The organism is Extibacter sp. GGCC_0201 (genome assembly GCF_017566055.1).
Taxonomy (GTDB): domain Bacteria; phylum Bacillota; class Clostridia; order Lachnospirales; family Lachnospiraceae; genus Extibacter.
This window is the reverse complement of sequence record NZ_JABFCH010000031.1, coordinates 1-24,671: the sequence shown is the minus strand read 5'-3', so window position 1 is coordinate 24,671 and position 24,671 is coordinate 1. Positions and strand designations below refer to the sequence as shown.

The 24,671-nt window shown below is 48.3% G+C and carries 21 protein-coding genes; 7 read left to right on the top strand and 14 right to left on the bottom strand.

What is annotated here, in order from left to right:
* Positions 1–36 precede the first annotated feature (36 nt).
* Genes HJV72_RS16835 through HJV72_RS16825 form a run of 3 tightly spaced genes read right to left on the bottom strand, consistent with a single transcriptional unit; the run spans position 37 to position 2,038 of the window.
* Positions 37–264, bottom strand: coding sequence for a hypothetical protein (locus HJV72_RS16835; protein ID WP_208072736.1), 228 nt, complete (start codon positions 262–264; stop codon positions 37–39).
* Positions 261–653 carry a maltose acetyltransferase domain-containing protein gene (locus tag HJV72_RS16830; RefSeq protein WP_066573813.1) on the bottom strand — a complete coding sequence of 131 codons (393 nt, stop codon included), beginning with the start codon at positions 651–653 and terminating at the stop codon, positions 261–263. The genes HJV72_RS16835 and HJV72_RS16830 overlap by 4 nt, the downstream gene beginning before the upstream one ends.
* Positions 650–2,038: an MATE family efflux transporter gene (locus HJV72_RS16825; protein WP_208072734.1), complete on the bottom strand. Its 1,389-nt coding sequence runs from the start codon at positions 2,036–2,038 to the stop codon at positions 650–652. Before HJV72_RS16825 ends, HJV72_RS16830 begins: the two co-directional genes overlap by 4 nt.
* Before the next feature lie 158 nt (positions 2,039–2,196).
* Between HJV72_RS16825 and HJV72_RS16820 the strand changes: the two genes are divergently transcribed.
* A complete protein-coding gene (locus HJV72_RS16820; protein WP_208072732.1) occupies positions 2,197–3,147 on the top strand; it encodes a helix-turn-helix transcriptional regulator in 951 nt (316 codons plus the stop codon).
* A 717-nt stretch (positions 3,148–3,864) separates the two neighbouring features.
* Here HJV72_RS16820 and HJV72_RS16815 read toward each other — a convergent pair.
* Genes HJV72_RS16815 through HJV72_RS16805 form a run of 3 tightly spaced genes read right to left on the bottom strand, consistent with a single transcriptional unit; the run spans position 3,865 to position 5,291 of the window.
* The gene (locus tag HJV72_RS16815) at positions 3,865–4,053 is read right to left on the bottom strand and encodes a cysteine-rich KTR domain-containing protein (RefSeq protein WP_082912737.1); all 189 of its coding nucleotides are present in this window, start codon (positions 4,051–4,053) and stop codon (positions 3,865–3,867) included.
* A 28-nt stretch (positions 4,054–4,081) separates the two neighbouring features.
* Complete coding sequence (locus tag HJV72_RS16810; RefSeq protein ID WP_066573802.1) at positions 4,082–4,531, bottom strand: VOC family protein; 450 nt, start codon at positions 4,529–4,531, stop codon at positions 4,082–4,084.
* Positions 4,532–4,541: 10 nt separating this feature from the next.
* Entirely contained in the window at positions 4,542–5,291 is a 750-nt protein-coding gene (locus HJV72_RS16805) for a DUF2087 domain-containing protein (protein WP_066573799.1), read from the bottom strand.
* Positions 5,292–5,461: 170 nt separating this feature from the next.
* On the opposite strand from HJV72_RS16805, the gene HJV72_RS16800 reads away from it, so the two are divergent.
* The 3 genes from HJV72_RS16800 to HJV72_RS16790 all read left to right on the top strand — a co-directional run bounded on the left by HJV72_RS16800 (position 5,462) and on the right by HJV72_RS16790 (position 7,279).
* Complete coding sequence (locus HJV72_RS16800) at positions 5,462–5,815, top strand: helix-turn-helix domain-containing protein (RefSeq protein WP_208072730.1); 354 nt, start codon at positions 5,462–5,464, stop codon at positions 5,813–5,815.
* Positions 5,816–6,043: 228 nt separating this feature from the next.
* Positions 6,044–6,433 (top strand): plasmid mobilization protein, encoded by a 390-nt coding sequence (locus tag HJV72_RS20535; protein ID WP_442899302.1) that lies wholly within the window; start codon positions 6,044–6,046, stop codon positions 6,431–6,433.
* A gap of 39 nt (positions 6,434–6,472) precedes the next feature.
* The gene (locus tag HJV72_RS16790) at positions 6,473–7,279 is read left to right on the top strand and encodes a Shedu anti-phage system protein SduA domain-containing protein (protein WP_208072728.1); all 807 of its coding nucleotides are present in this window, start codon (positions 6,473–6,475) and stop codon (positions 7,277–7,279) included.
* A 467-nt stretch (positions 7,280–7,746) separates the two neighbouring features.
* On the opposite strand, the gene addA is transcribed toward HJV72_RS16790, so the two are convergent.
* The 3 genes from addA to dapF are packed head-to-tail and all read right to left on the bottom strand — an operon-like array spanning position 7,747 to position 15,590.
* Positions 7,747–11,358 (bottom strand): helicase-exonuclease AddAB subunit AddA, encoded by a 3,612-nt coding sequence (addA, locus tag HJV72_RS16785; RefSeq protein ID WP_208072726.1) that lies wholly within the window; start codon positions 11,356–11,358, stop codon positions 7,747–7,749.
* A complete protein-coding gene (locus tag HJV72_RS16780; RefSeq protein ID WP_208072723.1) occupies positions 11,355–14,705 on the bottom strand; it encodes a PD-(D/E)XK nuclease family protein in 3,351 nt (1,116 codons plus the stop codon). Before HJV72_RS16780 ends, addA begins: the two co-directional genes overlap by 4 nt.
* 27 nt (positions 14,706–14,732) lie before the next feature.
* Positions 14,733–15,590, bottom strand: a complete 858-nt coding sequence (dapF, locus tag HJV72_RS16775) for a diaminopimelate epimerase (protein ID WP_208072721.1) — start codon at positions 15,588–15,590, stop codon at positions 14,733–14,735.
* Between the two features lie 167 nt (positions 15,591–15,757).
* Between dapF and HJV72_RS16770 the strand changes: the two genes are divergently transcribed.
* Positions 15,758–16,603, top strand: a complete 846-nt coding sequence (locus HJV72_RS16770) for an AraC family transcriptional regulator (RefSeq protein ID WP_208072719.1) — start codon at positions 15,758–15,760, stop codon at positions 16,601–16,603.
* Here the strand turns inward: HJV72_RS16770 and hflX are convergent.
* From hflX to HJV72_RS16745, 5 genes are all read right to left on the bottom strand, one after another.
* Positions 16,549–17,823, bottom strand: a complete 1,275-nt coding sequence (gene hflX, locus HJV72_RS16765) for a GTPase HflX (protein ID WP_208072717.1) — start codon at positions 17,821–17,823, stop codon at positions 16,549–16,551. The genes HJV72_RS16770 and hflX overlap by 55 nt on opposite strands.
* A 5-nt stretch (positions 17,824–17,828) precedes the next feature.
* Positions 17,829–18,356 (bottom strand): tetratricopeptide repeat protein, encoded by a 528-nt coding sequence (locus HJV72_RS16760; RefSeq protein WP_208072714.1) that lies wholly within the window; start codon positions 18,354–18,356, stop codon positions 17,829–17,831.
* An 8-nt stretch (positions 18,357–18,364) separates the two neighbouring features.
* A complete protein-coding gene (locus tag HJV72_RS16755; protein WP_208072712.1) occupies positions 18,365–20,227 on the bottom strand; it encodes a heavy metal translocating P-type ATPase in 1,863 nt (620 codons plus the stop codon).
* 31 nt (positions 20,228–20,258) lie between these two features.
* On the bottom strand, positions 20,259–20,618 hold the full coding sequence (locus HJV72_RS16750; RefSeq protein WP_208072710.1) for an ArsR/SmtB family transcription factor: 360 nt from the start codon (positions 20,616–20,618) through the stop codon (positions 20,259–20,261).
* Between the two features lie 170 nt (positions 20,619–20,788).
* Positions 20,789–23,161: a heavy metal translocating P-type ATPase gene (locus tag HJV72_RS16745; protein WP_243765685.1), complete on the bottom strand. Its 2,373-nt coding sequence runs from the start codon at positions 23,159–23,161 to the stop codon at positions 20,789–20,791.
* 366 nt (positions 23,162–23,527) lie between these two features.
* Here HJV72_RS16745 and HJV72_RS16740 point away from each other — a divergent pair, with 366 nt between their 5' ends.
* Both HJV72_RS16740 and HJV72_RS20030 read left to right on the top strand, forming a co-directional pair.
* Positions 23,528–24,325 carry a hypothetical protein gene (locus HJV72_RS16740; protein WP_208072708.1) on the top strand — a complete coding sequence of 266 codons (798 nt, stop codon included), beginning with the start codon at positions 23,528–23,530 and terminating at the stop codon, positions 24,323–24,325.
* Positions 24,313–24,444, top strand: coding sequence for a hypothetical protein (locus HJV72_RS20030; protein ID WP_256435983.1), 132 nt, complete (start codon positions 24,313–24,315; stop codon positions 24,442–24,444). Before HJV72_RS16740 ends, HJV72_RS20030 begins: the two co-directional genes overlap by 13 nt.
* Positions 24,445–24,671 lie beyond the last annotated feature (227 nt).

Below are 24,671 nucleotides of genomic sequence, written 5' to 3'. Positions count from 1 at the left end.
TATTATTTTCATATCCATATTATATGCTGTATAATATCATTTGTCAACACATATTATATTTTTTTGTAAATTGGACGCGGGCGGGGAGCCGGGTGGCATCTGCTCCGATGCAATCTGCTCCAACGTCACGGCCCGGACAGCCTCTAACAAAAAATCGTCGTACATGGAGGACAGTTCCCCATGCTCGACGACATTCGACATATCTTCGGCCAGTTCTTCCCGGCCATTCAGTTTTTCCATATGGCGCAGATAATCAATCTTCACGTGAGTGACGACCTTTTCCAGATAAGCCGTAAACTTCGCAGTTCGTTCAGCTGTACCAAATAATTCATATCCGTGAGCGGATGATTCCGCCGTAGCTTTTTCAGTAAAATTACCGGAGCAATATCCAAAATCGTTACATTGTATTTCGTCAAAAAGTCCTTTCCAACATGGATATTTTCCGTAGTCACAGTTGAAATCAGGCTGGATGCACACATTTTACCAGCGGAGCCAAACAGCTCCTTGATTGCCGCAAGCTGGGCCGTGTAGTCGGCGGGGTCAATGGCATTAAATTTCGCACAGCCCTTTAAGGCGTTTTCTTTGCGGGTGACAACACCAGCGTCATACAAACAGTATTCCAGTCCGGCGTCCAATTTTTCAAGCTTAGTCATTTCCAAACCTCCTGTTTCTCTCCCAATTCTCTTGTAATATTCTTTAGCCAACCGTATTTCCGATAATGGATAATGGCGGCAGGCAACTTGACGACTTCATCTAAATTGACAATCAGGAACACAATGACAACGGGAAGATTCCAATAAAACGCCGCAAGGAAACCGGCTGGAACAGCAAAAATCCACATGGTGATCGCGTCACATATCAAGCCAAACTTAGAATCGCCGCCAGCGGGGAAAATTCCGGCTATCGTCGTCATGTTAATTGCCTTTGCAACCATATAGCAGGCGCAAAATAGTAACATCCACTTTAAATATTCGGTCGCTTGGGAGCTTAAAACTGTTACGTTCAAGATTATAGGCGACAGCGCAAGCAGGAGCAGGCCGGACACCACGCCCCCGATGAGGGCCATTTTCCAGAGCAGACCGCCGTACTGCTTTGCTTGTTTCAAATCTCCCATGCCCAACTCGTTGCCCACGATAATGCCGCCGCCGTTGGCAAGGCCGGTACAAAAACTAACAATCAAATTCTTTACGATATTTGCAATCGAATTGGCGGCCACGGCGTCGCTGCCTAAGTGTCCCATAATAACAGAATACATGGTGAAGCCACACCCCCACACCAGATAGTCCCCCATCATAGGCACTGTATATTTCCAGTAGTCCCGAACCAAAAGCCGGTCTACTGCAAAGCAATACTTAATCCGTAGCCCGATTCGATTTTTCCGCAAGGATTCCACATAGGCCCAAAGCATTTCAATGAGCTTAGAAATGGAGGTGGCAAGGGCAGCGCCCGCAATCCCCATTTTTGGAAAAGAGAGCAGCCCAAAGATCAGCGCGGCATTTAAGAAAAAATTGATAACAACGGCGCTTGACCCAATTACCATGCTTTTCATGGCATACCCTGTATTTTTCAAGATACAAAGGTAGATCTGTGAGATACCGGTGAAAAGATTGGACGCTGCTACAATACGAAGATAAACGCTGCCGCCCGCAATCAGTTGCGGTTCTGGGGTAAAAATCCGCATTAACAAATTGGGCGTGAAAAGGGACGCCAGAAAGAACACCGCTGAAATCAAAAAGGAAACCCTTGTGACATATGCAAATATTCTCTCAATAGCGTTTACGTCACCCTTTCCGTAGTATTGTGCGGCCAAAATGCTTGTTCCCATTGTCAACCCGCCCATAAACAGGTTGAACACAAAGGTGATTTGCCCAGCCAACGATACCGCCGACAGGGAATCCTGATTCACAAATCCGAGCATGAGAGCGTCCGAAGCACTTACCGCCGCCAGCATAAATTGTTGAAATGCGATTGGCAGCACAAGGGAAAACAGCTTTTTATAAAAGATTATTTTCCCACCGCCTAACTCTTTTTCCTCCATCGAATAACCTCCCGTCTGTTTTTCATAACAATCTTTAGTATAGAAGATTGCGGCCAAAGAAACAGCGCCAAATCTTAATATATACAGTGGCATTTTCTCATGTGACGTAGTATAATGAAAACAAGAATTGAGTTCTTTTTTGATAAAGGAGTAGCAAGGTGGGGCGAGAAATTTTATGCGCGGCGGTCGAAAAATTACGGGGAGAATTTGGGGCGTTGGATTGGACGTATCATAATTGCGCTGGTGAAAATCCAGAGGAAAAAATGTTTTATTGGCCCGGTGCGCCGGAAGATGAAATTATGGTTGTCGTCCATCAGAGCAAAGGACGGCAAGAGCTGTTTCACCGGCACGATTATTTCTATTTCAATTACACCTATCAGGGCGAATACGATTCCATCAGCTTTAAGTACGATAATCGCATTACAATCCGGGAGGGGGAGCTGTATGCGGGCCAGCCCTTTGCCGGTCACGCTCTTTGTGTCCATGACGACAAGGAAACAACGATTATCGGCGTACTGATTCAGAAAGACACTTTTTGTCGGGCCTTTTTACCAATGCTTTCAGCAAACACAAAGCTATTTCATTTCCTGCTTGACCCGTCAACCAATAAATTTTCTGATGAATTTATACATTACAAAATTGAGGACGACTGCAACATACGGGCGCTTCTTGAAATGATGGTAGTAGAGTATGCCAACCGACAAGCCGACACACAGGTTGTCTTGAAGTCGCTCACATTGTCGTTTCTCATTCAGGTTGCGCGTCAGTATGTCAATGCAAAGCGGGAGCCTGCAAACGAAAGCCCTTCGGAAAAAATCGTACAGTATATAGGGGAGCACGTTGATACCGTGACGCTCAAAGAAATTGCAAAGCATTTTTCGTATCACCCGAATTATGTTTCAACCTTGCTGCATCGGGAAGTTGGGAAGTCCTTTACAGAAATCTTATTGGCGTTACGAATGGAACGGGCGGTAATCCTTTTGAAAGGGACAAAACTGCCAGTTGAAGAAATTTCCTCAGTATTGGGTTATAGCAACAGCAGCAATTTCTACAAAGCCTTTCGGGATTACTACCATGTTTCTCCAAGAGAATACATAAAGGCGAAGTAATCGTTTGAAGGGCCATTTTTCAATTTTTTGTTGCCGCTCAAAACCGAAAAATTTACTTGTTGGCGGCTGCGCGTCCTGCGGACGCTTTGGACGGCATAGAACGATAATTCGTGCCTATAGGCAATAAAAAAGCGGTTTGTGAGAATCAATTTGTGGTGCCCAAATGGTGCCCGACCCGATGAAAAAGTCCAATAAGTAGATATTGTGCCCATTGATAGAGTTATGAGAAAACCCAGATTCCATGCGGGTTTGCGGGGCGTGGATATAAAGCGTGGAGAGACGATATGAGCCGTTTTCGTTGCTATTATCAATAAACGCAAAAATGCCCGACTGAAAAAATCCAGTCGGGCACAAATGATTTAATAACTATTATATAGTGATATGTGTGTTCATCTTGATAGCCGGAATATCCCGTAGGCAAGTAATGACTTTTTTTAATAAGCTACTGATTGTCGAATGCTGTCGATACAAAATAGACACGGCGATACCTCCTAAGATACCGCCGTATCCTTACAAAAGGGCGACTTTAACACACCCACCTTGTTTTACTTTTGAAAAAGAAAAACGGCGGCTTTGATTGTGATTTCAAAACCGCCGACTAACGCTGCAAAGTCTTTAATCCGTTAGTTTAACGGTTTCATTTCTAATGCAAATTACATAAGTGCATTTTAGTAAGCATAAAGAAAGAGCCGATGCCCCGTGTTTTCTGCTCACGGTTTATCGGCTCTGCGTCTTAGCGTCTGGCTCTTTAATAATAGACATATTTAATTGTTGTACTCTGATTAAAGTTTCATGTTTACATTTTGGACAAAACAAGGGGAAATTTTCAAGCAATGTATCTTCCCGTAATCGTATTCGCGTTTTGTTATTGCAAACAGGACAAAGTAGCCATTTACTACACTCCATAATATCACCTCAAAATTCTGTGACCAATTTAGTTTTTTGTGAAATCGTTTATTAGAGGAATATTGCAAACAATCTCAAACTTTATTCCGTCCAAGTCCTTGAAAAAGGTTGCGTAATAATTCGGACCATGTTCAAGAAATATTTGCGGTGGATATACTATATTAGCACCGATAGCCTTTATTTTTTGATACAGTTCGTCCACCTCTTTTCTTGAATTAGCCCTAAAAGCCAAATGATGAAATGCACCGGGTTTACGCCTGTGAACAGTATTATTCATAAAAACTGTTCTTGGTGAACAAATACCAAAATCCATGTTTTCATGCAGATATTCTACAACGTACAAATCATGCTCAAGAATGGTGGCACTTACTTTTTTTGAAAGGTCAAATCCTAAAATGGGCATAAGCCTATCATAAAATTGTTCTGCCTGAGCAATGTCTTTAACTGTTATTTGAATATGGTCTACTATTGGTTTCATGCTTACCTCCTTACTCTGTCAGCCAGTATTTTGAGCCATCGCGTGTACGCTCCATAAAACCATACATAATTAAGTAGCGTCTAATTGTCATATAATCATCAAAAATTGGTTTAAGAATTTGATTTACTTCTTTCTCACTATAATTCTTTCCCTTTTCAAATTGTTCGGCAATTTTAGTTAAAATAACAACTTTCTTTTTTTCTTTTGGTGAAAAGGTTTTGAGGACAAGGGGCGTTAGGCTGCTAAAAGATGTTTCTAAAATATGTTGCCTTTCCTGTTCCGTTATTAAATAGCGGTCATCTACATATATGGCACTATTGTGAATTGGTACAATGACATTTTCTGGTGGTGTTTTTGTTTCAAAAACTTGTTCATATACAGCTAAATAGAATTTTGCTTGTTTGGCTTTCTCTCGAAAGGTAAACCTCTGCCGCCTAATCGTTGCTTCTGTAACCCCTAATTTTTTCGCCATGTTTTTGTCAGACATTCCAGAATTAAAAAGGGACAATAATTCCCTTTGATTTTGCGTTAAAGTATTGTATTTGGTTTCTGACATAATTAGTTGCGATAAATTACCTCCATGAGCAGATTTAATGTGCTTTGCAACTGCGTGTTCAGCAACATAAAAACTATTGTCGATTGAGAAAATTTGTCCGACTTCAAAATGCTGTTCACAATAGTTACAAATATAGGTGTCGTTTTCTTTATCATACCTATATCCTTTCTCTAACTCGTCTAATGTTAATTTTCCGTAGTCCATGTTTGTTGTACTCCTTTCTGTGTGTAAACATATTATAATATTGTTTATTAAAATTGTCAACTCAAAACATCAAAGCAAAATAAAATGCTCTATTATAGTCAATGCTATGATATGTGTACTCATATCCAAGGCAGAAAGATGAACGGTAAAATGTAATAGGGTGAAAAAATATGAAGCAGAACAAGGAAAAATTTGATTTTACGGCTTTTGGTTTAGCCATAAAAGCAGCACGAAAGGCAAAGGGATATTCGCGGAACGCATTAGCAGACGAGCTGAACATTGCACCGCGCTATATCGCGTCCATTGAGAACAGCGGACAGCACCCAAGCCTACAAATCTTTTATGAGCTTGTCACCCTTTTGGATATATCGGTAGACGCTTTCTTTTTCACGGATAAGGAAACAGGCAAATCCACACAACGCAGACAGCTTGATACGCTGCTTGACGGTGTGAGCGACAAGGGATTGCGAATAGTCACCGCTACGGCAAAAGAGATTAGGGAAGTCGAAACAGCGGGCGAATAGCCGCCCGCTGAACAACTGAATAGCGATTGAGAAGCGTTGTAATCTTTTTGAGATTACAGCGTTTTTCTTTTGCGAAAGTTGGCAAAAAGTGATTTTTCGTTGTTGTAGGTATTGAGGGAGAAAGTTTTGTAGCAAGCATAGGAAGTGTAGCCACACTTCCGTATTTTGCCCTGCAAAATGCTTGTTGGGAAGTTTCCCAAACCCTCTACACGGAAAGGAGCTGTGAGCATGGCAAACAGGAAAAGAGCAATCACCCTGCGCGTTCCCGTTATAGAAGCAGAACGCACATTGATAGAGCAGAAAATGGAGCTGATACCGACAACCAACTTTGCAGCATACGCCCGGAAAATGCTGATAGACGGCTATATCATTCAAGTAGACCACGCCGACATAAAGGCTATGACAGCGGAGATACAGAAAATCGGGGTCAATGCCAATCCCCACCAAATGCCCGACGCACCAAGATACGACATAGCCGCCGCCCTCTATGTAGCCGTCCTTTCGTTCTGTTGCTCCAAGTGCAGCGGCGATAGTCTGCGCCACACTCGGTTTTTCTGCGATAATAAGTTTCATAGGTTGTCCTCCTTTGATTGTTATATTGTTGTTTTTGCTGTATAATTGTATAAAACAAAACTCCAAGATTAGGAATGAGAATATATGAATTTATACAATAGAGATTACTTGAATGGGTTGTTACCTGATGAGCAAGCAGCGTATGAAGCTGTGTTGAAAAAAGAAAAAGAGGGAATGCCGGGGCGATTTAGAAAAAATTTATATAGCCAGTATTCACTTGCTGCGCGAAACTGTTTGAGCTTATTCCCTAATAATCATCTTGATATTTTTGATTTGAAAACCAACGCACAAGCAAGCCGATTAAATGAGGACTTTCACAATCTCCTACTTACAGAAACCGTTGGTGAACGCGAGATATTAAACTATATCAATCAAACACCCGCATTTCATATAATTGGGTCTATTCTGCGCGGTTGTCATTTGGGTTTCGGACATCATAGTGCTTATCTGTTTCCCGAATTCCCATTAGGAACTTCTTACCAAGCAGACTATCTCATAATTGGGAAAAATTCTGGTGGGCATGAGTTTGTTTTTGTTGAACTTGAAAGCCCCCGTGGGAATATAACCATTCAAGACGGTGAATTAGGAAACTCTTTTAGAAAAGGAATAATTCAAGTTAAAGATTGGCGACGTTGGTTACAAGAAAACTATGCCATGCTTTCAGAATATTTTGAAAGGTGCAAAAGCAAAGATGAAGCATTACCAAAGGAATTTTGCAAATACGATGATACAAGAATTCATTATGTAGTTGTATCTGGTATGAGAAGTAATTTTACTGAAAAAACATATCGTATTGCACGAGAACACAAAGATAATGATAAAATTCACTTACTGCACTATGAAAACCTTGCGGATTTCTCTTGTCAAATTCTCGATTTACCAACATACTAAAAAATAACATGCTTTAACATGTGCAGCATAGAACAACAAATTGGTCGTTGTTAAGCGTTTGCAGCGAGGCGTACACGCCGCTGCTGCAAGAAGAGCCGGAACCAGACAGGGAATGTCATCTCATATAACATTCCCGTACCTGATTCCGGCTCTTCTTCAATACAATTATTTTCAACCTGCTTAGCCTTATATCAATATATTGACACAACGAAAGTCCTTCCATCAGCCGGCAATGCCACACAGCCACCCCCGCCCGTGCCAGTAAAGCAGACAGCCGTTGGGGAGGTATGGGACAGATGCGAAGGTGTAAGCGGAAGGGACGGAGAATCCTCACCAGATTCCTTGGCTTGTGGGGTGAGAGCCGCCATCGGCGAACATCCTACAGGCTTAGGAATCTGTGTGATAGTCGCAGTTCCCGGACGCATCGCAGCATCTGCCCCATGCCTCCCCAGCGGCGCCTCCTTTACCTAAACCTCTATCTCCTCCTGTAGCGTAAAGGAATAGATGATCTTCTCTTTCACGTGCTTACCGGTCACCTGTTCCAGCGCCCTGGCATAATAGTCGAGCTGTGCATGGTACTTTTCCTTCAGCTCTTGGGCGCTTTTTACCTTGTCCGTCTTATAGTCCAGCACGACAAGGCCATCCTCTTCTTCAAAGTACACGTCTATGATCCCCTGTACCAGTATCAGCTCTCCCTCCGCCTCGTCCGGATACATCTCCCTTGCATCCACGCCGAGCACGAATGGCTGCTCCTTGTAGAGCTTCTGATTCTCCGATGCGCTGCGCATGCGTATCCCTGCGCTGCTGCCCAGGAACCGGAGGATATCGTCCATACGGATACAATCGGCCATATCCTGGGTCAGCTTTCCTTCACCCCTGAATCTTGCAACCTCTTCTTCAAGCAAGGCGGCGTCATAGTCTTCTGCAAAGTCGAGCAGTTCCAGAAGCCTGTGGTAAGCCGTACCTCTTGATGCCCCGCTCAGCTCTTCCTCCTTCAGAAATTGCGGGATGAGTGGGACCACCTCTTCCTCTTCATATAATATCCCGCCGGCCTCTTCTTCCATATAAGCCCTCTTCTTAAGCTCGGAGACTGTAAACTTTAATTTCTGGTTCTGGCTCAGGCTGTAAGGATATTCATAGGAGAACTGCTCCTCTATGAGTTCCCTCATCGGCAGGTCATAGACTTGCCCGGTATCCCATCGCCTCAGCACTTCTGCCGAAAGCCGGCTCTTAACATACTCACCAGCCGACTCTCTTACGAGATTCTCTGCCGATATTCGTTCTATATTGACAGGAATTTCCTCTGTCTTTCTTATCATCGCAGGAAGGATCCAGTCCAGGAAGCTGCCAGCCCGCACAAGACGGGTGAACGATAGCTGCCTCTCTTTCCGTCGGGCCGTAAGTCCATATGAATCCAGCTTTCTCCCGGCATCTTTCACCGCTCCTGTCATGATCAACTTCTCCTTTGCCCTCGTCAGCGCGACGTAAAGCACTCTGAGCTCTTCACCGAGGCTGTCTTGCATCTCCTCTTTCTGGATGACCCGCTTGAGCAGGCTCGGGCTCTTTGTCCGCAACTCTGTATCCACGGCATCCAGTCCTGCTCCGAGCCTTGCATGGAGCACGACACTGCTTCTGGCATCCATCATATTAAACTGCTTTCCCATTCCCGAAACGAAGACAATCGGAAATTCCAGCCCTTTGCTCTTGTGTATCGTCATGATCCGGACCGTATCGGACTGTTCATCTTCCAGGCTGGCTTCTCCATAATCCACATCATACTTCTGCAGCTGTTCGATGTATCTGATAAAATGGAACAGGCCTTTATAGCTGGTCGATTCAAATGCCCTCGCTTTTTCGACCAGCATCTGCAGATTCGCTTTCCTCTGCTCCCCGCCGGGCATGGCAGTTACATATTCTTCATATCCCGTCTCAGTGAGCACCATGAGCAGCAGCTCGTGTATCGGCGTGTAGGGTACCTTTCTGCGGAACTGCTCCATCCTGTCCAGACACTCTTTCAGCCTGCTCCCCGCCTTTGCATCTTCCTGCGCTGCATAAGCGGATACGGCCTCATGGAAAGGCAGGTCCGAGGCCTGATTCTTAATATCGGCCATCTCCTCATCCGTGAGCCCTAAGAATGGTGATTTCAATACCGCTGCAAGAGGAATGTCCTGCTTCCTGTTGTTCAGCACGCGCAGATAATCTAGCAGGACACCTATTTCCTGCGTCTCAAAATACCCCTCTTTTGTGCCTGCATAAGTCGGGATCCCTTCTTTGTTCAGCACTTCGGAGAACACGTCGCTGAACCCCTTCACACTCCTGGTAAGGATCACGATATCGGAATATCTCGCTTTACGGCTCTTTCCAGAGGCCTTATCCCGTACAGTCTGGGTCTCCAGCAGCCTCCGTATCCTTGCTGCAATCGCCCTGGCTTCCAGCTCCCTGTCCGATGGCGGAACCATCTTCTTTTCCGTAGCCTTGTCGCCCATATATAAGGCAGGATCCGTATCAATCAGAAGAACCTCCGTATCATTCCGGCCTTTTTCTCTGCTCTCCTCAAAGCTGGCACCGGCATAAAGCGCCGCCTCGTCGTCGTACATGATTCCTCCAAGGGCGGGAGTCATGATCTGTTCAAATATATAGTTGACACTTTCAAGGACTTCCTTGCGGCTCCGGAAGTTCTTATGCAGATCGATCCTCTGCCTTTCGCTGTCCCCTGTATCGTACGTATGGAACTTCTCCATGAAAAGCTCCGGCCTTGAGAGCCGGAATCGATAGATGCTCTGCTTGACATCTCCCACCATGAAGACATTATTTCTTCCCTGCCCTATGGTAGATACGCTAGTGAGTATGGTCTCCTGTATCAGGTTGCTGTCCTGATATTCATCAATCATGATCTCCCGGAACCGCTGCTGATACTCCCTTGCAACTGCGGTCGGCTCAAAGCCGCCTTCCGCTTTGTCTGCCAGTATTCTGAGCGCGTACTGCTCCATATCGCTGAAATCGATCATATTCTGGGCCCGCTTCTGTTCATCAAATCTGCACGCAAACTTGTTCACAAGCGAAGCCAGTACGGACATGGCCTGCCTGCACAGTGCCATGTCATCCAGGGCTCCTTCCGCATCCTGGTAAAAATACTGGCCGCACAAATCATTTACTGTCTTCTTCACCTCGTCCCGGGCTGCCTTGACAAGGGCTGCCTTCTCTTCTGACACTGTCTTGTCCCTGTTTGCCCTAAGCTTCGTCCATCTTACATTTCCCGCAGCCTCATACAGCTCCCTATAAGATCTGGCTGCAAGAAATATGTTGACCATCTCCCGGTCTGCAAGAAGCGCCTCCTCATAGGCCGATGGCCCGTCCGGCTCCCGGCACACGTCAAGCGCTTCGTCTATAAGTGCTGCGGCATCCGACATCCAGAGCATGGCCTGCTTCCTGATAAGCTCCATGCATCTGCTGCTTTCCAGCTCTTCTTCATCCTCCATATCATAAGCATCTACGCAGGAGGCAAGCCAGCCTTCCGCATCCGGATAGCTCCTGGAATAATCATACAGTTTAAGGACGAGCTCCTCTATCTTCCTGTCATCTCTCCCTCCTCCGTATGCGTCCACAAACTCCAAGAACGCTCTGCTTCCCTCCTGGTAGCTTTCTTCCAGTACCTGGCCGAGGACATCGTGCTTCATCAGCTTCAGTTCCCCCTCTTCCCCCACGCGGAATCCAGGGTCTATATCAATTGCATGAAAATGATCCCGTATGACCGACAGGCAGAAGCTGTGGATTGTCGTAATCTGGGCACTGTGGATCAATGTGGCCTGCGTCTTGAGGTGCTCGTTCGCATCATCGTCCTCCAGCTTCTGCTCAATCGCGTCCCGGATACGCTCCTTCATCTCCGCGGCTGCCGCTTCTGTGAAGGTAACGATGAGGAGGCTGTCTACAGATACCGGTTGATCCACATCCGTGAGCATGGCGATGATCCGTTCCACAAGAACCGCGGTCTTGCCCGATCCAGCCGCGGCTGATACAAGGATATTCCTGTCCCGTAAGTCTATGACTTTCCGTTGTTCTTCTGTCCACGCTACACTCATGGCCTGGTGTCTCCTTTCTCCGTCCTCATGGCCTCAATGGCCTCCTCTTTGCTCATCTTATCCAGCTCCCTGTATGCATAGCCGGGCACTTTGACATCGAACCCGCACACATGTCGATAGGCACAGTAATCGCACCCGGATTCCTGCCCCTTCCTGTAAGGCCGTACCGCAGTACCGCCGTCCGTAATCTCCCGGTGCACATCTGCCACTTTTTGGACCGCGTACTCCATCAATGCACGGAAGTCCTCTTCCGGGACCGTCTTAGACCCCCTCGCAAGGCTGCCGTTTTTATTATATTTTACCGGTATGGCAAGTGATTCTCCTGACCGGTCCCTGTCCAGATGGGAGAGCACTTCCTCTTTCTCGTTGATGACTCCGTCCGGTTTCAGTTCCTTAAGGACCGCCTCCATCCGCTCTTCTTTCCCCGCTGCCTTTTCCACAATAGGATCCTGGATACGGTAATAGAATACTCCGGCCGGCACGACTTCTTTACCCGGATTTTTCCTCTGTTCCAGCTTTACCGCGGCATCCATATATACCATAAGCTGTAGCTGCAGGCCTTCGTAGAGGGCCACTACGTCAAATGCCTTCATGCCTGTCTTATAATCCAGGACCTTCACATATATCTTGCCGCTATCTTCACACGTATCCACCCGGTCAATCTTGCCGTTGGCAAATCTGAGTTCATAACCAACCGGTTTAAAATCGCCGGCGGACAGCTGTCTGGTCAATGCCCATATAGTCCGAAACAGCATCTGTTTCATCCGTCCTACCATATATTCGTTGCGGGCGGTACTGTACAGCACGGAATTGCCGTAATCTGCAACCGCCTCTTCGACACTTCGCTCTATCCATTCCCGTTGTTCTTCCTCTTGGATATCTGTCCAGCTGCTGCCCGTTTCCTCAACGAGCTTTGAATACTTCTCAAGGGCGCTGTGGCATATGTTACCCAGATCCACCGCCTGGAACTCGTACTCCTGCCTCTCAGAAAGCCCAAGGCCAAATGCAAGAAAATGGGCGAACGCACAGGTGGAATACCGCTCCATCCTTGTGATACTGTCCTCAAACGTATCCCCATACAGCCGCCTGGCTGCCTCTTTGGTAATCCCATCCATAGAATAGGTGTAAAATGCGGCATCAATCAGCCGGTCCAGACGTCTCTGCCATTTCGGGCTCCGCCGGTACCATGAGAAGAGTTCTTTCCAGCCTGGATCCGCCTGGATCCGCGCATTGCCGATACCCTCGATGAGCCTCGCCACAGCAGTCTCTTCCGTCATCTCCTGCTCAGGAAGCTGTCTCCCTTCTTCATCCTTCACGGACATCTGCGGAAAAAGGCGCCTCAGCTCCTGAATCAGATACGATGGCCTGCTGCTCTTGCCATCAGACGACACCTTGCTGTAATATACTTCCAGAGAATCTGACGGCTTTGTCAGATTCATATACAGATAGAACTTCTGGATGTATGCTTTCTCTTTGCTGCCAGGAGATAATGGGAGCTTCTCTCTGGTAAACTGCTGCCGGTCATGCTCCGACAGAAGGCCTCCCTGCCCGAGCGCGCCCGGAAGATAAGAATCGTTTGCGCCGACGAAGAACAGAACCTTTATATCTTTGAGCCTTGTACGCTCCACGTCACCTGCCACTACCTGGTCGGGACTCGGCGGTATGACGCCGACTCTTGCCTCCTCAAGCCCGGCATCCAGAAGCTTAATATATTCTTCCAGGCTGACGGCCTCATCTCCGAGCAATGTTACGAACTTGTCAAACAGATCCAGCACGATCCGGTATACCTGCGCGTATTCTCTTGCCAGTGCAAGCTCGCCGCTGTTCTGGAATTCTTCTTCCTGCCGCTTCAGCTTGACCTGCAGATCCTCCTGTACCATGAACTCATAGACTGCCACCGTGATGTCCCGGACCGTTTTCCTTCTCTGACGCAGTACATAGCAGAAGCCGTCCACTTTCTCTACAAATGCTGTCCGCGAATGGTTCAGCCGTTCCAGCTCCTCTTCCTTCATTCCTTTCGTCCGCCGGATCCACTTTTCCTGCCACTTTTTATATCCTTTGATGCCGAGGCCTATCACATAGTTCTCAAGGTCATCAATATCCTCGCCGGTAAATCCCGCAAGATCCGTGCGCAGAAAACGGAACACGCTCTCATAGCTGAATCTCTGCTGGACCATATTGAGCAGGCTCCTGATATATTCGACAAAGGAGTTCAGCAGGATGCTGCGCTTGTGGTCCATGAAGACCGGAATATCATACAGGGCAAATGCCTGCTCCAGATAGTCGCCGTAAATGTTCATATCGCTTGCGATAACACCGACCTCACGGTATCTGTAGCCCTTCGTCCGCACAAGATTCCGCACGCGTCCGGCCACTGCCAGCGCCTCCTCCCTCGGATTTCTCGCCACATGCACAGACACTGCACTCTGCGCACTGCTGTAGGAATGCCGTCCATAGCGGAACAGACTGCGTTCCAGATATGCCATGGCGTCGTTACCGCGGAAACGGGGCAGAGGCCTGCCATACAGGCAGACCGGTTCTCTCATCTCTATCGAGGATCCGCGGGCAATCCGCACAAGGGATGTGACCATCTGCTTGCTGATTGCAAACAGCTGGTATGGATGGCTGTACACATAAGGATCCTCCCTGTCATCCATCGTAACCGTGACGATAACTTCCCTGCAGCAGCGCAGGAGCTCAAGCAACAGACGGTTCTGCACAGGTGTAAAGCCAGTAAACCCGTCCAGCACCACCGTGCTTCCCTTCAAAAGCTCCGACTGTCCGGCCACCCGGCTCAAGACATCCAGCATCTCCTCTTTCGTTATATATCTCTCCTCCAGATATTCGGAGAATCCTTTATAAAGCAGGCGGATATCCTTCAGTTTATAATAGAGCCTGGAATCCTCCCCTGCAGTCTCCATCACCTTTTCAAGCTCCTCCTCCCCGATGTCGTACTGGGTGAATTCTGAGATGACAGATTTGACTTCGCTGATATATCCAAGCTTCTTCATGTTCCCCTTCAGCACTTTGAGCCTGCCCTCATATTTGCCTGCAATACGGCGCAGGATAAGGTTCTTCCCTTCGTCATCGAGCACAGGAAGCGACCCTCCCCCTGTCTCCTCGAACACACGGTAGGCCAGGCGACCGAAGCTTAAGACATCTATATTCATAATTCCTTTGTTGGGATGCATACTGACAAGGTCCTTCTGTGTCTGCATGGTAAACTGCTCCGGCACAAGGACCAGGTATTTCTGTTCCGGATAATGCTGAGACTCCTCTATGACACGTTCATAGAGATAGGTTGATTTCCCCGAACCTGACGGTCCGAATATAAATTGTAAAGGCATAGGTCTTTCCTCCTATGCCTTAGTATACTATACGCTTCTTAATTTTTCTACAAATTCGTTGCTGAGGGTAATCTTTGCCACATAGAACACGTCTCCGGTCATATATACGTTCCAGTCCGCCTCCACTTCCACCTGAAGCTCTCCTCCAGGCATGTGGACGATCACTTTATTATTCGTCATCCCGAGCTTATACGCGACACCCGCAGCGGCACAGGCTCCGGTACCGGATGCGAGCGTGTACCCTGCTCCTCTTTCATATATCTCTATCGCTATATTTTCCTTATCGATGACCTGCATGATCTGCGTATTGATACGGTTCGGAAAGTATCTGGCAATCTCCGCATAGTCGCCAATCTTACATACAAGCGGCTTCGATATCTCCCTCATCGGGATTACGCAGTGCGGATTGCCGATAGAAACGCATGTTACCGGATAAAGCGTCCGGCCAAAAACCATATCCTCATTGATGACCTCCCGCCGCTCTCCGGTTACCGGAATATCGTCGCTGTAGAAGGACAGCTTCCCCATGGATACACGCAGGCGGCTGCCGTCCTCATTTAAAAATGCCACCTCTACCGGGCCGTGCTCCGTAAACAGCTTAAAATGCTTCTTCTGCACATACCCTGCGTCCTTCAGATATTTGGCAAAGATACGCACGCCGTTGCCGCTCGTCTCGGATTCGCTGCCGTCCGGGTTCCAGACCTTTACGAACATGCCTTCTTCCTTCATAACCGGTCCTTCCAGGACACCGTCTGAACCAAGCCCCGCATTCCTGTCGCAGATCATACGGACATTTTCCGGCGTAAGTTCCAGTTCATTCTTATTCGGGTCGAACACCACATAATCATTACCGAGTCCATGGTATCTCTCCAGCACAACTTTCATTCTCGTTACCTCCATAACATACCGTCTTCATATATCTCCGATTGCTCAGAGCCTGCATCATATGTATATCATAACAGGCATTATTTTCAAATTCAATACAAATAATGCTTACTGTATTGCAAATAATGCCCTGTTCCGCTAAAATTATACCAGAAGGAGGGCGAACGATGGGCGATTATGAAAAACGTGGATACTTAAACAGCGAATTCAGGCTGTTCCACCTGACCGACACGGAAACAAAAGAGGTAGAGTACCATTACCATGAGTTCGACAAGATCACTATCTTCATACACGGCTGCGTCACTTATATGGTCGAGGGCAGATCTTATGAGCTGAAGCCATATGATATCGTACTCGTCAAGCACAACGATATCCACCGTCTTGTCGTGGACAACCGTTATCCGTACGAGCGCATCATCGTCTATATCTCTCCAAACTTTATGGATGCATATAAGACCGAAGAATACGACTTGAGCTGCTGCTTCCAGAAAGCAGAAAAAGCAGGCTCTAACGTCCTGCGTATCCCTTCTCTTAAGAAAAGCTCCCTGTTCAGATCTATCACCCGTCTGGAACGCTCCTTTTCGGATGGTGCGTATGCCGCGGCCCTTTACCGCCAGGTGCTCTTTCTTGAATTCATGATCCACCTCAACCGGGCCGCACTGTCCGACCGGCTTGAATTCATCGACACGGACGCCTGCAATCCGAAAGTCATCGATATACTGGAATATATCAACGGACATCTTGCAGATGAGCTCAACATCACTGCCATTGCTGAGACGTTCTTCATAAGCAGATATTATATGATGCGCCTGTTCAAGCAGGAAACCGGCTTCACGATAGGAAGCTACATCTCTAAGAAGCGGCTTCTGCTTGGCAGGGAGCTTATAGCGTCCGGCACCTCTGCCGCACAGGCCGCCTATGAGTGCGGCTTTAAAGATTACTCCACTTTCCAGCGGGCCTATAAGGCTTTGTTCAACGAATCTCCAAGAGATACGCTTCTTACCTTACCATAGATAGATATCGGGACATATGCGCTCACAAAGATACCGTCTTCCCTGTATTCCTCCGCCGTCAGTTCCCCATACCTCCGTATGAGCTGCAGCTTAGCCGCCTCATTATAAGGGTATAGCTGTTCGATCAGCACCTTCTGACCGCGCAGCACAGCTTCTATCATCTCTTTCAGCTCCTCCAGGCCTTCTTTCGTCCTGGCGGAAATCCGTACCGTATAATCGGCCTGGAAATCCCGCACCGTCTGCTGCGCGTCCTCTTTGTCCTGCTTGTTGAATATGGTAATGACCGGCTTATCTTCGATGCCCAGGCTGCGCAGCGTCTCATAGACGATATGCATCTGCTCATCCATCTGAGGGTTGGCCGCGTCCACCACGTGCAGTATCATATCGGCGTATTTTGCCTCCTCCAGTGTGCTGCGGAAGGCTTCTATGAGATGGTGGGGAAGCTTCCTGATGAATCCTACCGTATCTGTAAGAAGGATAGACTGCTTACTCGGGAGCTTCAGTTCACGTGTCGTCGGATCCAGTGTGGCAAACAGCTTGTCTTCCGCCAGTATATCTGCACCTGTAAGTGCATTCAAGAGTGACGATTTGCCCGCATTCGTATACCCGACGATAGCGGCCACCGGCATCTGGCTTCTGCTGCGCTGTTCCCTCGTAACTTCACGATGGCGTTTGACATCTTTTAGTTCTCTGTTCAGCTGGGCTATCCTTCCCTTTATCAGACGCCGGTCCATCTCCAGCTTCTTTTCACCCGGCCCTCTCGTACCGATTCCGCCTCCGAGCCTTGACAGAGACTTTCCGAACCCGGTCAGCCTGGACTGGCGGTACCCAAGCTGTGCAAGCTCAACCTGTATCTTGCCCTCGCTGGTAGATGCCCTGGACGCAAAAATGTCCAGAATCACCAATGTCCGGTCCATGACCTTAACATCCAGTTCATCCTGGAGATTTCCCATCTGAGCCGGTGACAGTTCGTCATCGCAGATGATGCCTGTCGCCTCTGTCTCCCATATCAGATCCTTCAGTTCGGTAAGCTTCCCTTTTCCAATATAAGTGGCAGGGTGCATCTGCTCCCTGCTCTGGATGACACGTCCGGCCGTCTCCGCCCCTGCGGTGGCTGCCAGCTCTGCCAGCTCATCCAGTGATTTTCTTGTATCGTCCTGGTCCGACGTGCTGACACCGACCAGGATTACCCGTTCTTTTTCTTCTTTTAAATCTATCATATGCCTCACTGTCTCGTCTCTAAAAACGCGGCCTCTTTCTGTGCCTTCTCATCGTCAGGGTACTCTGCAATATACTCTTTCAGCTTCGCCCTTGCGCTTTCCCAGTCCCCGGACTGCTCAAAAGCGGCTATCATGTTGAACTTGACTTCTCTTATGAGCCCCTTGTCTGCATCTTCAGCCGAGAGTGCCAGCCTGTAATAGCTGAGAGCTCCCTGGGGATTATCAAGCTCCATCTCACAGCTGCCGAGCAGATTGTATATGGCTGCCGTCTTTTCCGCTTTGCTGTCGATTGCATGTTTGAATGCATCGCGGGCGCCTTCATAGTCCTTCTGTTCCCACTTGGCCATTCCGATGCCCCTGTAGGCTTCTCCCACATTCTTATCGGCCTCTAACGCCTGTTCAAACAGTTCCACTGCCTCTTTATATTTTCCCTTTTCGAGGCATTCTACTCCTTCTTTTGTATAGTTCTTAACGCACCCTGTCAGCGTGACACTCAATGCCATCACAGACAGGACGGCTGCATATTTCTTCATATTTCCTCCTATACCGTATATCTGACTACCCATACCGCATTCAGGATAGCCGCGAACATTACTCCGAGTTCTGCGAGAATCGCCTCCCACATCCCGAAATAACCCACAGCCGCCAGCAGAAGAATCACTATCTTCACGCCTACTGAAAATGCTATATTCTGGCTTACTACCCTGAGCGTCTCCTTGGAGATACGGATAGCATCCTTTATTCTTATAAGTTCGTCATCCATGAGAACTACATCCGCCGCCTCAATGGCTGCTGCCGAGCCCAGGGCTCCCATGGCAATCCCCACGTCTGCGCGGGCGAGAATCGGGGCATCATTGATGCCGTCCCCGACGCATACGAGCTTTTCCATCTTATCCTGCAGGCCGAGAAAGTCCTCTATCTGTTCCAGCTTATCTTCCGGCATCAGATCTGTATAAGCATAATCCATATCCAGCGCTTCGGCAACTTCCATTCCTGACGCTTCATTGTCCCCTGTAAGCATGACAAGTACCGCCCGGCACTTTTCCTTCAGGTACTGCATGAGCGGGCCCGCATCCTCCTTCACGGAATCCGCGATGACTATGTAACCCGCATATTTCTTGTCTGCCACGAGATAGATTACGGTTCCTGGACGTTGTATCCTGCTGCGTTCTATATTCTGCTTCTCCAGCATCCGGTAATTGCCGATGTGAACACGTTTCCCGTCATATGTGGCACTGATACCGAAGCCGGGAGCTTCTTTGACTCTGCGCACCCGTGATTTGTCCAGCCTGCCGTCATAGGCAGCAAGCAGGGACTGTGCAATCGGATGGTTGGAATAGCTCTCTACATGAGCAGCCATCTCCAGAAGCTCCTCTTCTGTCATGCCCTCTGCTTTAATCTCTTTGACGTTAAAGACACCTTCTGTCAGCGTCCCCGTCTTATCAAATATAAATGTATCCGCCTTCGCCAGAAACTCCAGGTAATTTCCTCCTTTTACGACGATACCCTGACGGGCCGCAGATGCGATGCCGGCAAGAAACGCGAGCGGTATGGACAGGACCAGCCCGCATGGACACGCAACGACAAGGAAGATCAGGCCTCTGTATATCCACGTGTCCCAGTTGCCGTACGAAAATGTCAGAGATGGGTATATCATGATGAAAAGCGCGCACACAATCATCACCGGCGTGTATACTCTGGAAAACTTCGTGACAAACGTCTCGCTCTCTGCCTTGTTGTTCTGCGCCTCTTCTACCATCTCCATCACTTTGGACACCGTAGAATTCTGGTAGATGCGGCTCACTCTTGCTTCGATGACGCCGCTTAAGTTGATGCAGCCTCCATATATCTCATCCCCTGGTTCTACCGTCTGGGGCATGTACTCCCCTGTCAGCGCCTTCGTATCCACCGTAGATGTCCCTGCAGTGACGATAGCATCGACCGGAATCCTCTCCCCTGGCTTGACGATGATGATATGCCTCAGCTTGAGTTCCGACGGTTCTACCCTCGTCTCTTTGCCGCGCACTTTCCTCGTCGCATACTCGGGCCGTATGTCAATCATCTGCTCGATGGATCGCTTGGCATTGTCCGTCGACACTGCCTCGAACATCATTCCGAGCTCGAACAGAAGCATGACAAGCACGCCCTCTGTATATCTCTGTACGCCGAACGCCCCTACCGTCGCCAGGATAATAAGCAGATACTCGGAGAATATCTCTCTTTTCATCAGATTGTCAGCAAGCTGGCGGAAAGCATCAAAGCCCATCACAAGATATGCCGTCAAAAACAATATGAACTTTACCCAGTCAGACAGTGTATACTGTATCGTCGCCGCAACAGCGCAAATGTATAGAAACACGCCTGATCCGTATATTAAAAGTCTCTGTTTCAATTGCCTCGTCATTTCACTTTCCTTTTTTGTATATATATGTTGTCTACTCTGTAATATGCTCCATTCCCTGACTAATAATTGTCTGTATATGCCCATCCGCCAGCGAGTAATACACTGTCTTGCCGTCCCTGCGGTTCTTAACAAGCTTCGCCTGCTTCAGTACACGCAGCTGATGTGAGATGGCGGACTGCGTCATCTCCAGAACCTCTGCCAGATCACAGACACACATCTCCGACTCCAGAAGCACACATAAGATGCGGATTCTCGTGGCGTCTGCAAATACTTTATAGAAATCAGCCAGTTCTTTCATTCTCTCCTGTGGAGGCATCTGTCTGCTTACCCTGTCAATCACATCGTCGTGGATACAGACTGTCTCGCAGCAATCAGCTTCTGGTTTCCTCATTTATTCCGTCCTTTCATATGAATATCCGTTCACTTGTTAATTATGCAACATGGGACAACCCTTTTCAACCATTTTACTAAAATGACACCAAAATTAACATTTTTGTAATCTTGGTGTCATCTTTCTCTCTATTAATATCCTTCACTTCTTGAACCGCTCTTATTCAATCGTCATACCCGTTTATATAATATACGGATTGAATTCAGTACGCAGAGCATGGCTACTCCCGTATCTGCGAAAACCGCCATCCACATATTAGCCATGCCTGCAAACCCGAGTACCATGATCAGCAGTTTCAGCGCCAGGGCAAACGTAACATTTTGTATCGCAATTCTTCCAGTCGCGTTGGCAATGCCGATAGATTCTGGTATCGCCGTCACAGAGGATGTCATGAACACAACATCGGCCGCCTCTATCGCCGCATCCGCACCGCTGCCCATCGCGGCGCCTACATCGGCGCCGGCCAGTACCGGTGCATCATTGATGCCGTCTCCGACAAACATGACAGGCCCATGTTTTTGACGTATCCTCTTTAGTTCATGTAGCTTATCCTCCGGCAGAAGCTGTGCATGTACCTCGTCGATTCCAGTCTTATCGGCCACGGCCGCCGCACTGTCTCTGGCATCTCCGGTGAGCATAGCTGTCACCAGCGTCCTGGCTTTGAGCATACCGATGGCTTCTTTCGCCTCCTCTTTGATTACGTCTGCAATGACGAGCCAGCCTGCAAGCTCCCCGCTTACGGCTACGAGGACTTCTGTGCCGTACCCCTTCTTCCTGTACGCCGCAGTATCTACTCCATGCATTTCCATCAGCGCCTTATTGCCGCAGAGCACTTCCCCGTCACGGAATACGGCTCGCACCCCTTTACCGGATATTTCTTCTGACTTCTCCGGTCTTATGAGCTCCAGCTTCATCTCCCGCGCCGCTTTCACGATGCTGCTGCCAATCGGATGGGAAGAGTCGAGTTCGCAGTCAGCTGCCATCGTAAGTACCTGCTTCTCTGTAAACCGTCCTACTGCCGTCACCTGCTGTACTTCAAAGCTGCCTTTTGTAATCGTACCCGTCTTATCCATAACGATAGCTTTTACGCTTTTCAGCGCCTCGATTGCCACTCCCCCCTTAAACAAGATCCCGCGCCGGGAGCCCGCCCCTATGCCTGAGAAGAATGCCAGTGGAACGCTGAGTACGAGCGCACACGGACAGCTGATTACAAGGAAGGTGATAGCCGTATATACCCAGTGGTTCCAGTCTCCGGTTATAAGTGACGGTATGATAGCTGTTGCCATAGCTACTGCTACTACTATCGGAGTATACACTCTGGCAAATTTGGTGATGAATTTATCAATCTTCGGCTTGCTGGCCGCCGCATTCTCAACAGAATCCAGTATTCTTGTCACCATAGATTCACTCAATGGCTTTTCAACCCTTACCTTTAGCACGCCCTGCTCATTGACACATCCCGAAATTACTTCCATCCCCGGCTTTACACTTACCGGTACAGGTTCTCCCGTCACCGGAGAGGTATCTATGCGGCTCTCTCCTTCTTCCACGCGTCCGTCCAGGGGAATGCGGTCACCCGGCCGTACAAGAATCAGGTCTCCGGCTTGCGCGTTCCCGGCCGGTATCACGTCAACGGTATCTCCTTGTACCAGATTGACCACCTCAGGCCTTAAGTCTACCGCATCCATAATCTGAGAGCGGCTTCGTTCCACCGCGATATGTTCGAACAATTCCCCGACCCGGTAGAACAGCATGACTCCGACCGCTTCTGCAAAATCCCCGATGGCAAATGCCGCCAGGGTTGCCACACTCATAAGAAAGTTCTCATCAAATACATGCCCTTTTGAAAGGTTCTTCACCGCTGTAAATACTATCCCCCATCCGAGCAGTATATAAGCAATAATAAATGCCGCTGAGGCAATCATCGGATTGGCTGCGGTCCGTTCCAGCACCTCACCTGCGACGAACAGGATGGCTCCCCCCGCAATAGCAAGGACATCCGTCCTGTTATCCGCGAAAAATCCGGCGTGTTCCTGTCGCGGCTGCCTCTGCACCTCGTCTCTCGGAGTGACGGTCACTTCGCCTTCTATAGAACGGCATATTTCCCTGAATCTCGGAAGAAGCTTCTCTTGTTCTCTGGCTGCCACCTTCAGCTGCTTTGTCGCATAAGTGATGGTCGCCATCTCTACTCCCTGCATCTTTCGTATCTCATTTTCCATCTTGGCCGCACAGTTAGCACAGCTCAGATTCTCCAGTATATATACTTTCTGTGGCACATCCTGGCCCACATGGGCAAATTCACGTCCTGTATGCACCACGTCTTCATGATGATGGTCATGGCACTCACCGTGGTCGTGATGGTGGCTGCTGCACGCATGGTCGTGGCCGTAGTGTTCTTCGTCTATATGTTCGTGATATTCATGACATGCATGCGTATGTTCATGGCTGTGGCCACCATGGCATTCCTGCCCGTCATCGCCTTGATGAGCATGACTGCTTCCACATCCGCATTCATCCAATGCTTTTCTCTCAACTGCTAACATAACTAATCCTCCTGAACATGTTAAAATGGCATTAATTGTTTTTATGAACATATGAGCAATTATTCATATGTTGTACTTTTATATAACCACACATCTGTATGAATGTCAATAGATTTTTAAAACTTTCTTTTGCTTGCACGCTTTTCCGATATCTCCAGGATTCTGCTTGAACAGAGAGCCAGGTTATGGTAATATACGTGTACAAATCAAACATTCTGATCTATCTAAATTCACTACGGCAAATCGCCGTACCTATCCGATGTTTGTGACAAATCTTTCATGCAAGGAGGGATGCCTATGGGGGCTGTTCTTTTGTTTTCCGTCTGTTAACCGTGGATAAAGTATGATAAAATGAAGGAGAACCATATGAACAAAAGACAAAAGCTGATACCATTAAACAAACTGAACCTTACGGACCGTTTCCTCTTCGAGGAAGTGATGGAGGACCCCCTGGCCCACCAGGAGGCGCTCGGCATCATCCTGGGCAGGGATGTCCCGCTCCTTACGCAGAACGAGGCGGAGAAGGAGCTTCGGATCTCGCCGGAGGCACGCTCCGTCCGCCTGGACATCTCTCTGCTCGAGCCCGGGATTCCGGACTACAGCCGGCTGAACGAGTCCTATCTCATCATGATTACGCCCTTCGACCTGTTCGGCTACGGGAAGTACCGTTACACCTTCCGGGCCGTGTGCGAGGAAGAGCCGGGATGCGTCCTAGAAGACGGGGCGACGCGAATCTTCCTGAACACCCGAGGAACGAATGACGATGAGGTCTCAGAGGAGCTGGTGGAGTTCCTGCACTACGTGGAGCATACGACGGACGAGGCAGCGGAACATGCCGGGAGCGAACGCATCCGCCGCATCCACGACCGGGTCCGGAAGGTACGCAATAGTGAAGAAGTCGGGGTGAAGTATATGCAGGCATGGGAAGAGAAATATTATGAGAAAGAAGAGGCAAGGAAAGAAGGGCTACAAGAAGGGCTACAAGAAGGTTTACAGAATGGTGCCCGGAATAAATTAAAAGACCAGGTCAGAAAGAAGCTTGAAAAGGGAAAATCTTTAGAAGAAATCGCCGATGCTCTGGAAGAGACTGAAGAGATGATTCAGGAGCTCATTCAGGAACTTAAGCGAAGTGGCTGCGGGCGGGGAACCGGGTGGCAGTTTTAGTAAGCAGGCCGCGGTCAGGGAACCGGGTGGCATCTGCTCCGATGCGTACGATGGCGGCTGTGTGGTGTTACTGGCCAGCGCATGGCCGCTGGCTGCGTGAGATGAATGATAAAATATAGCAAGCTTCACATGTGCAGGCTTGTGGGGTGAGAGCCGCTATCGGAGAACATCCCACAAGCTTAGGAATCTGTGTGAAAGTCGCAGTTCCCGGATGCATCGCAGCAGAGGACTTTGTCAAGTTAAGTGTGGACTTTGTCAAGTTAAGTGTGTAAATTTTATATTTTATTTTGGGACTTTGTCAAGTTAAGTGTGTAAATTTTATATTTTATTTTGGCAGCTGAATCTG

Coding starts and splice junctions, on each gene's coding strand:
- HJV72_RS16830 (WP_066573813.1), bottom strand. CDS start 653: ATGACTAAGCTTGAAAAATTGGACGCCGGACTGGAATACTGTTTGTAT.
- dapF (WP_208072721.1), bottom strand. CDS start 15,590: ATGAAAGTTGTGCTGGAGAGATACCATGGACTCGGTAATGATTATGTG.
- HJV72_RS16745 (WP_243765685.1), bottom strand. CDS start 23,161: ATGTTAGCAGTTGAGAGAAAAGCATTGGATGAATGCGGATGTGGAAGC.
- HJV72_RS20535 (WP_442899302.1), top strand. CDS start 6,044: ATGGCAAACAGGAAAAGAGCAATCACCCTGCGCGTTCCCGTTATAGAA.
- HJV72_RS16750 (WP_208072710.1), bottom strand. CDS start 20,618: ATGAGGAAACCAGAAGCTGATTGCTGCGAGACAGTCTGTATCCACGAC.
- HJV72_RS16810 (WP_066573802.1), bottom strand. CDS start 4,531: ATGAAACCAATAGTAGACCATATTCAAATAACAGTTAAAGACATTGCT.
- HJV72_RS16825 (WP_208072734.1), bottom strand. CDS start 2,038: ATGGAGGAAAAAGAGTTAGGCGGTGGGAAAATAATCTTTTATAAAAAG.
- HJV72_RS16760 (WP_208072714.1), bottom strand. CDS start 18,356: ATGAAGAAATATGCAGCCGTCCTGTCTGTGATGGCATTGAGTGTCACG.
- addA (WP_208072726.1), bottom strand. CDS start 11,358: ATGAGTGTAGCGTGGACAGAAGAACAACGGAAAGTCATAGACTTACGG.
- HJV72_RS16800 (WP_208072730.1), top strand. CDS start 5,462: ATGAAGCAGAACAAGGAAAAATTTGATTTTACGGCTTTTGGTTTAGCC.
- HJV72_RS16790 (WP_208072728.1), top strand. CDS start 6,473: ATGAATTTATACAATAGAGATTACTTGAATGGGTTGTTACCTGATGAG.
- HJV72_RS16780 (WP_208072723.1), bottom strand. CDS start 14,705: ATGCCTTTACAATTTATATTCGGACCGTCAGGTTCGGGGAAATCAACC.
- HJV72_RS16740 (WP_208072708.1), top strand. CDS start 23,528: ATGAACAAAAGACAAAAGCTGATACCATTAAACAAACTGAACCTTACG.
- HJV72_RS16815 (WP_082912737.1), bottom strand. CDS start 4,053: ATGGAGTGTAGTAAATGGCTACTTTGTCCTGTTTGCAATAACAAAACG.
- hflX (WP_208072717.1), bottom strand. CDS start 17,823: ATGATAGATTTAAAAGAAGAAAAAGAACGGGTAATCCTGGTCGGTGTC.
- HJV72_RS16755 (WP_208072712.1), bottom strand. CDS start 20,227: ATGACGAGGCAATTGAAACAGAGACTTTTAATATACGGATCAGGCGTG.
- HJV72_RS16770 (WP_208072719.1), top strand. CDS start 15,758: ATGGGCGATTATGAAAAACGTGGATACTTAAACAGCGAATTCAGGCTG.
- HJV72_RS16805 (WP_066573799.1), bottom strand. CDS start 5,291: ATGGACTACGGAAAATTAACATTAGACGAGTTAGAGAAAGGATATAGG.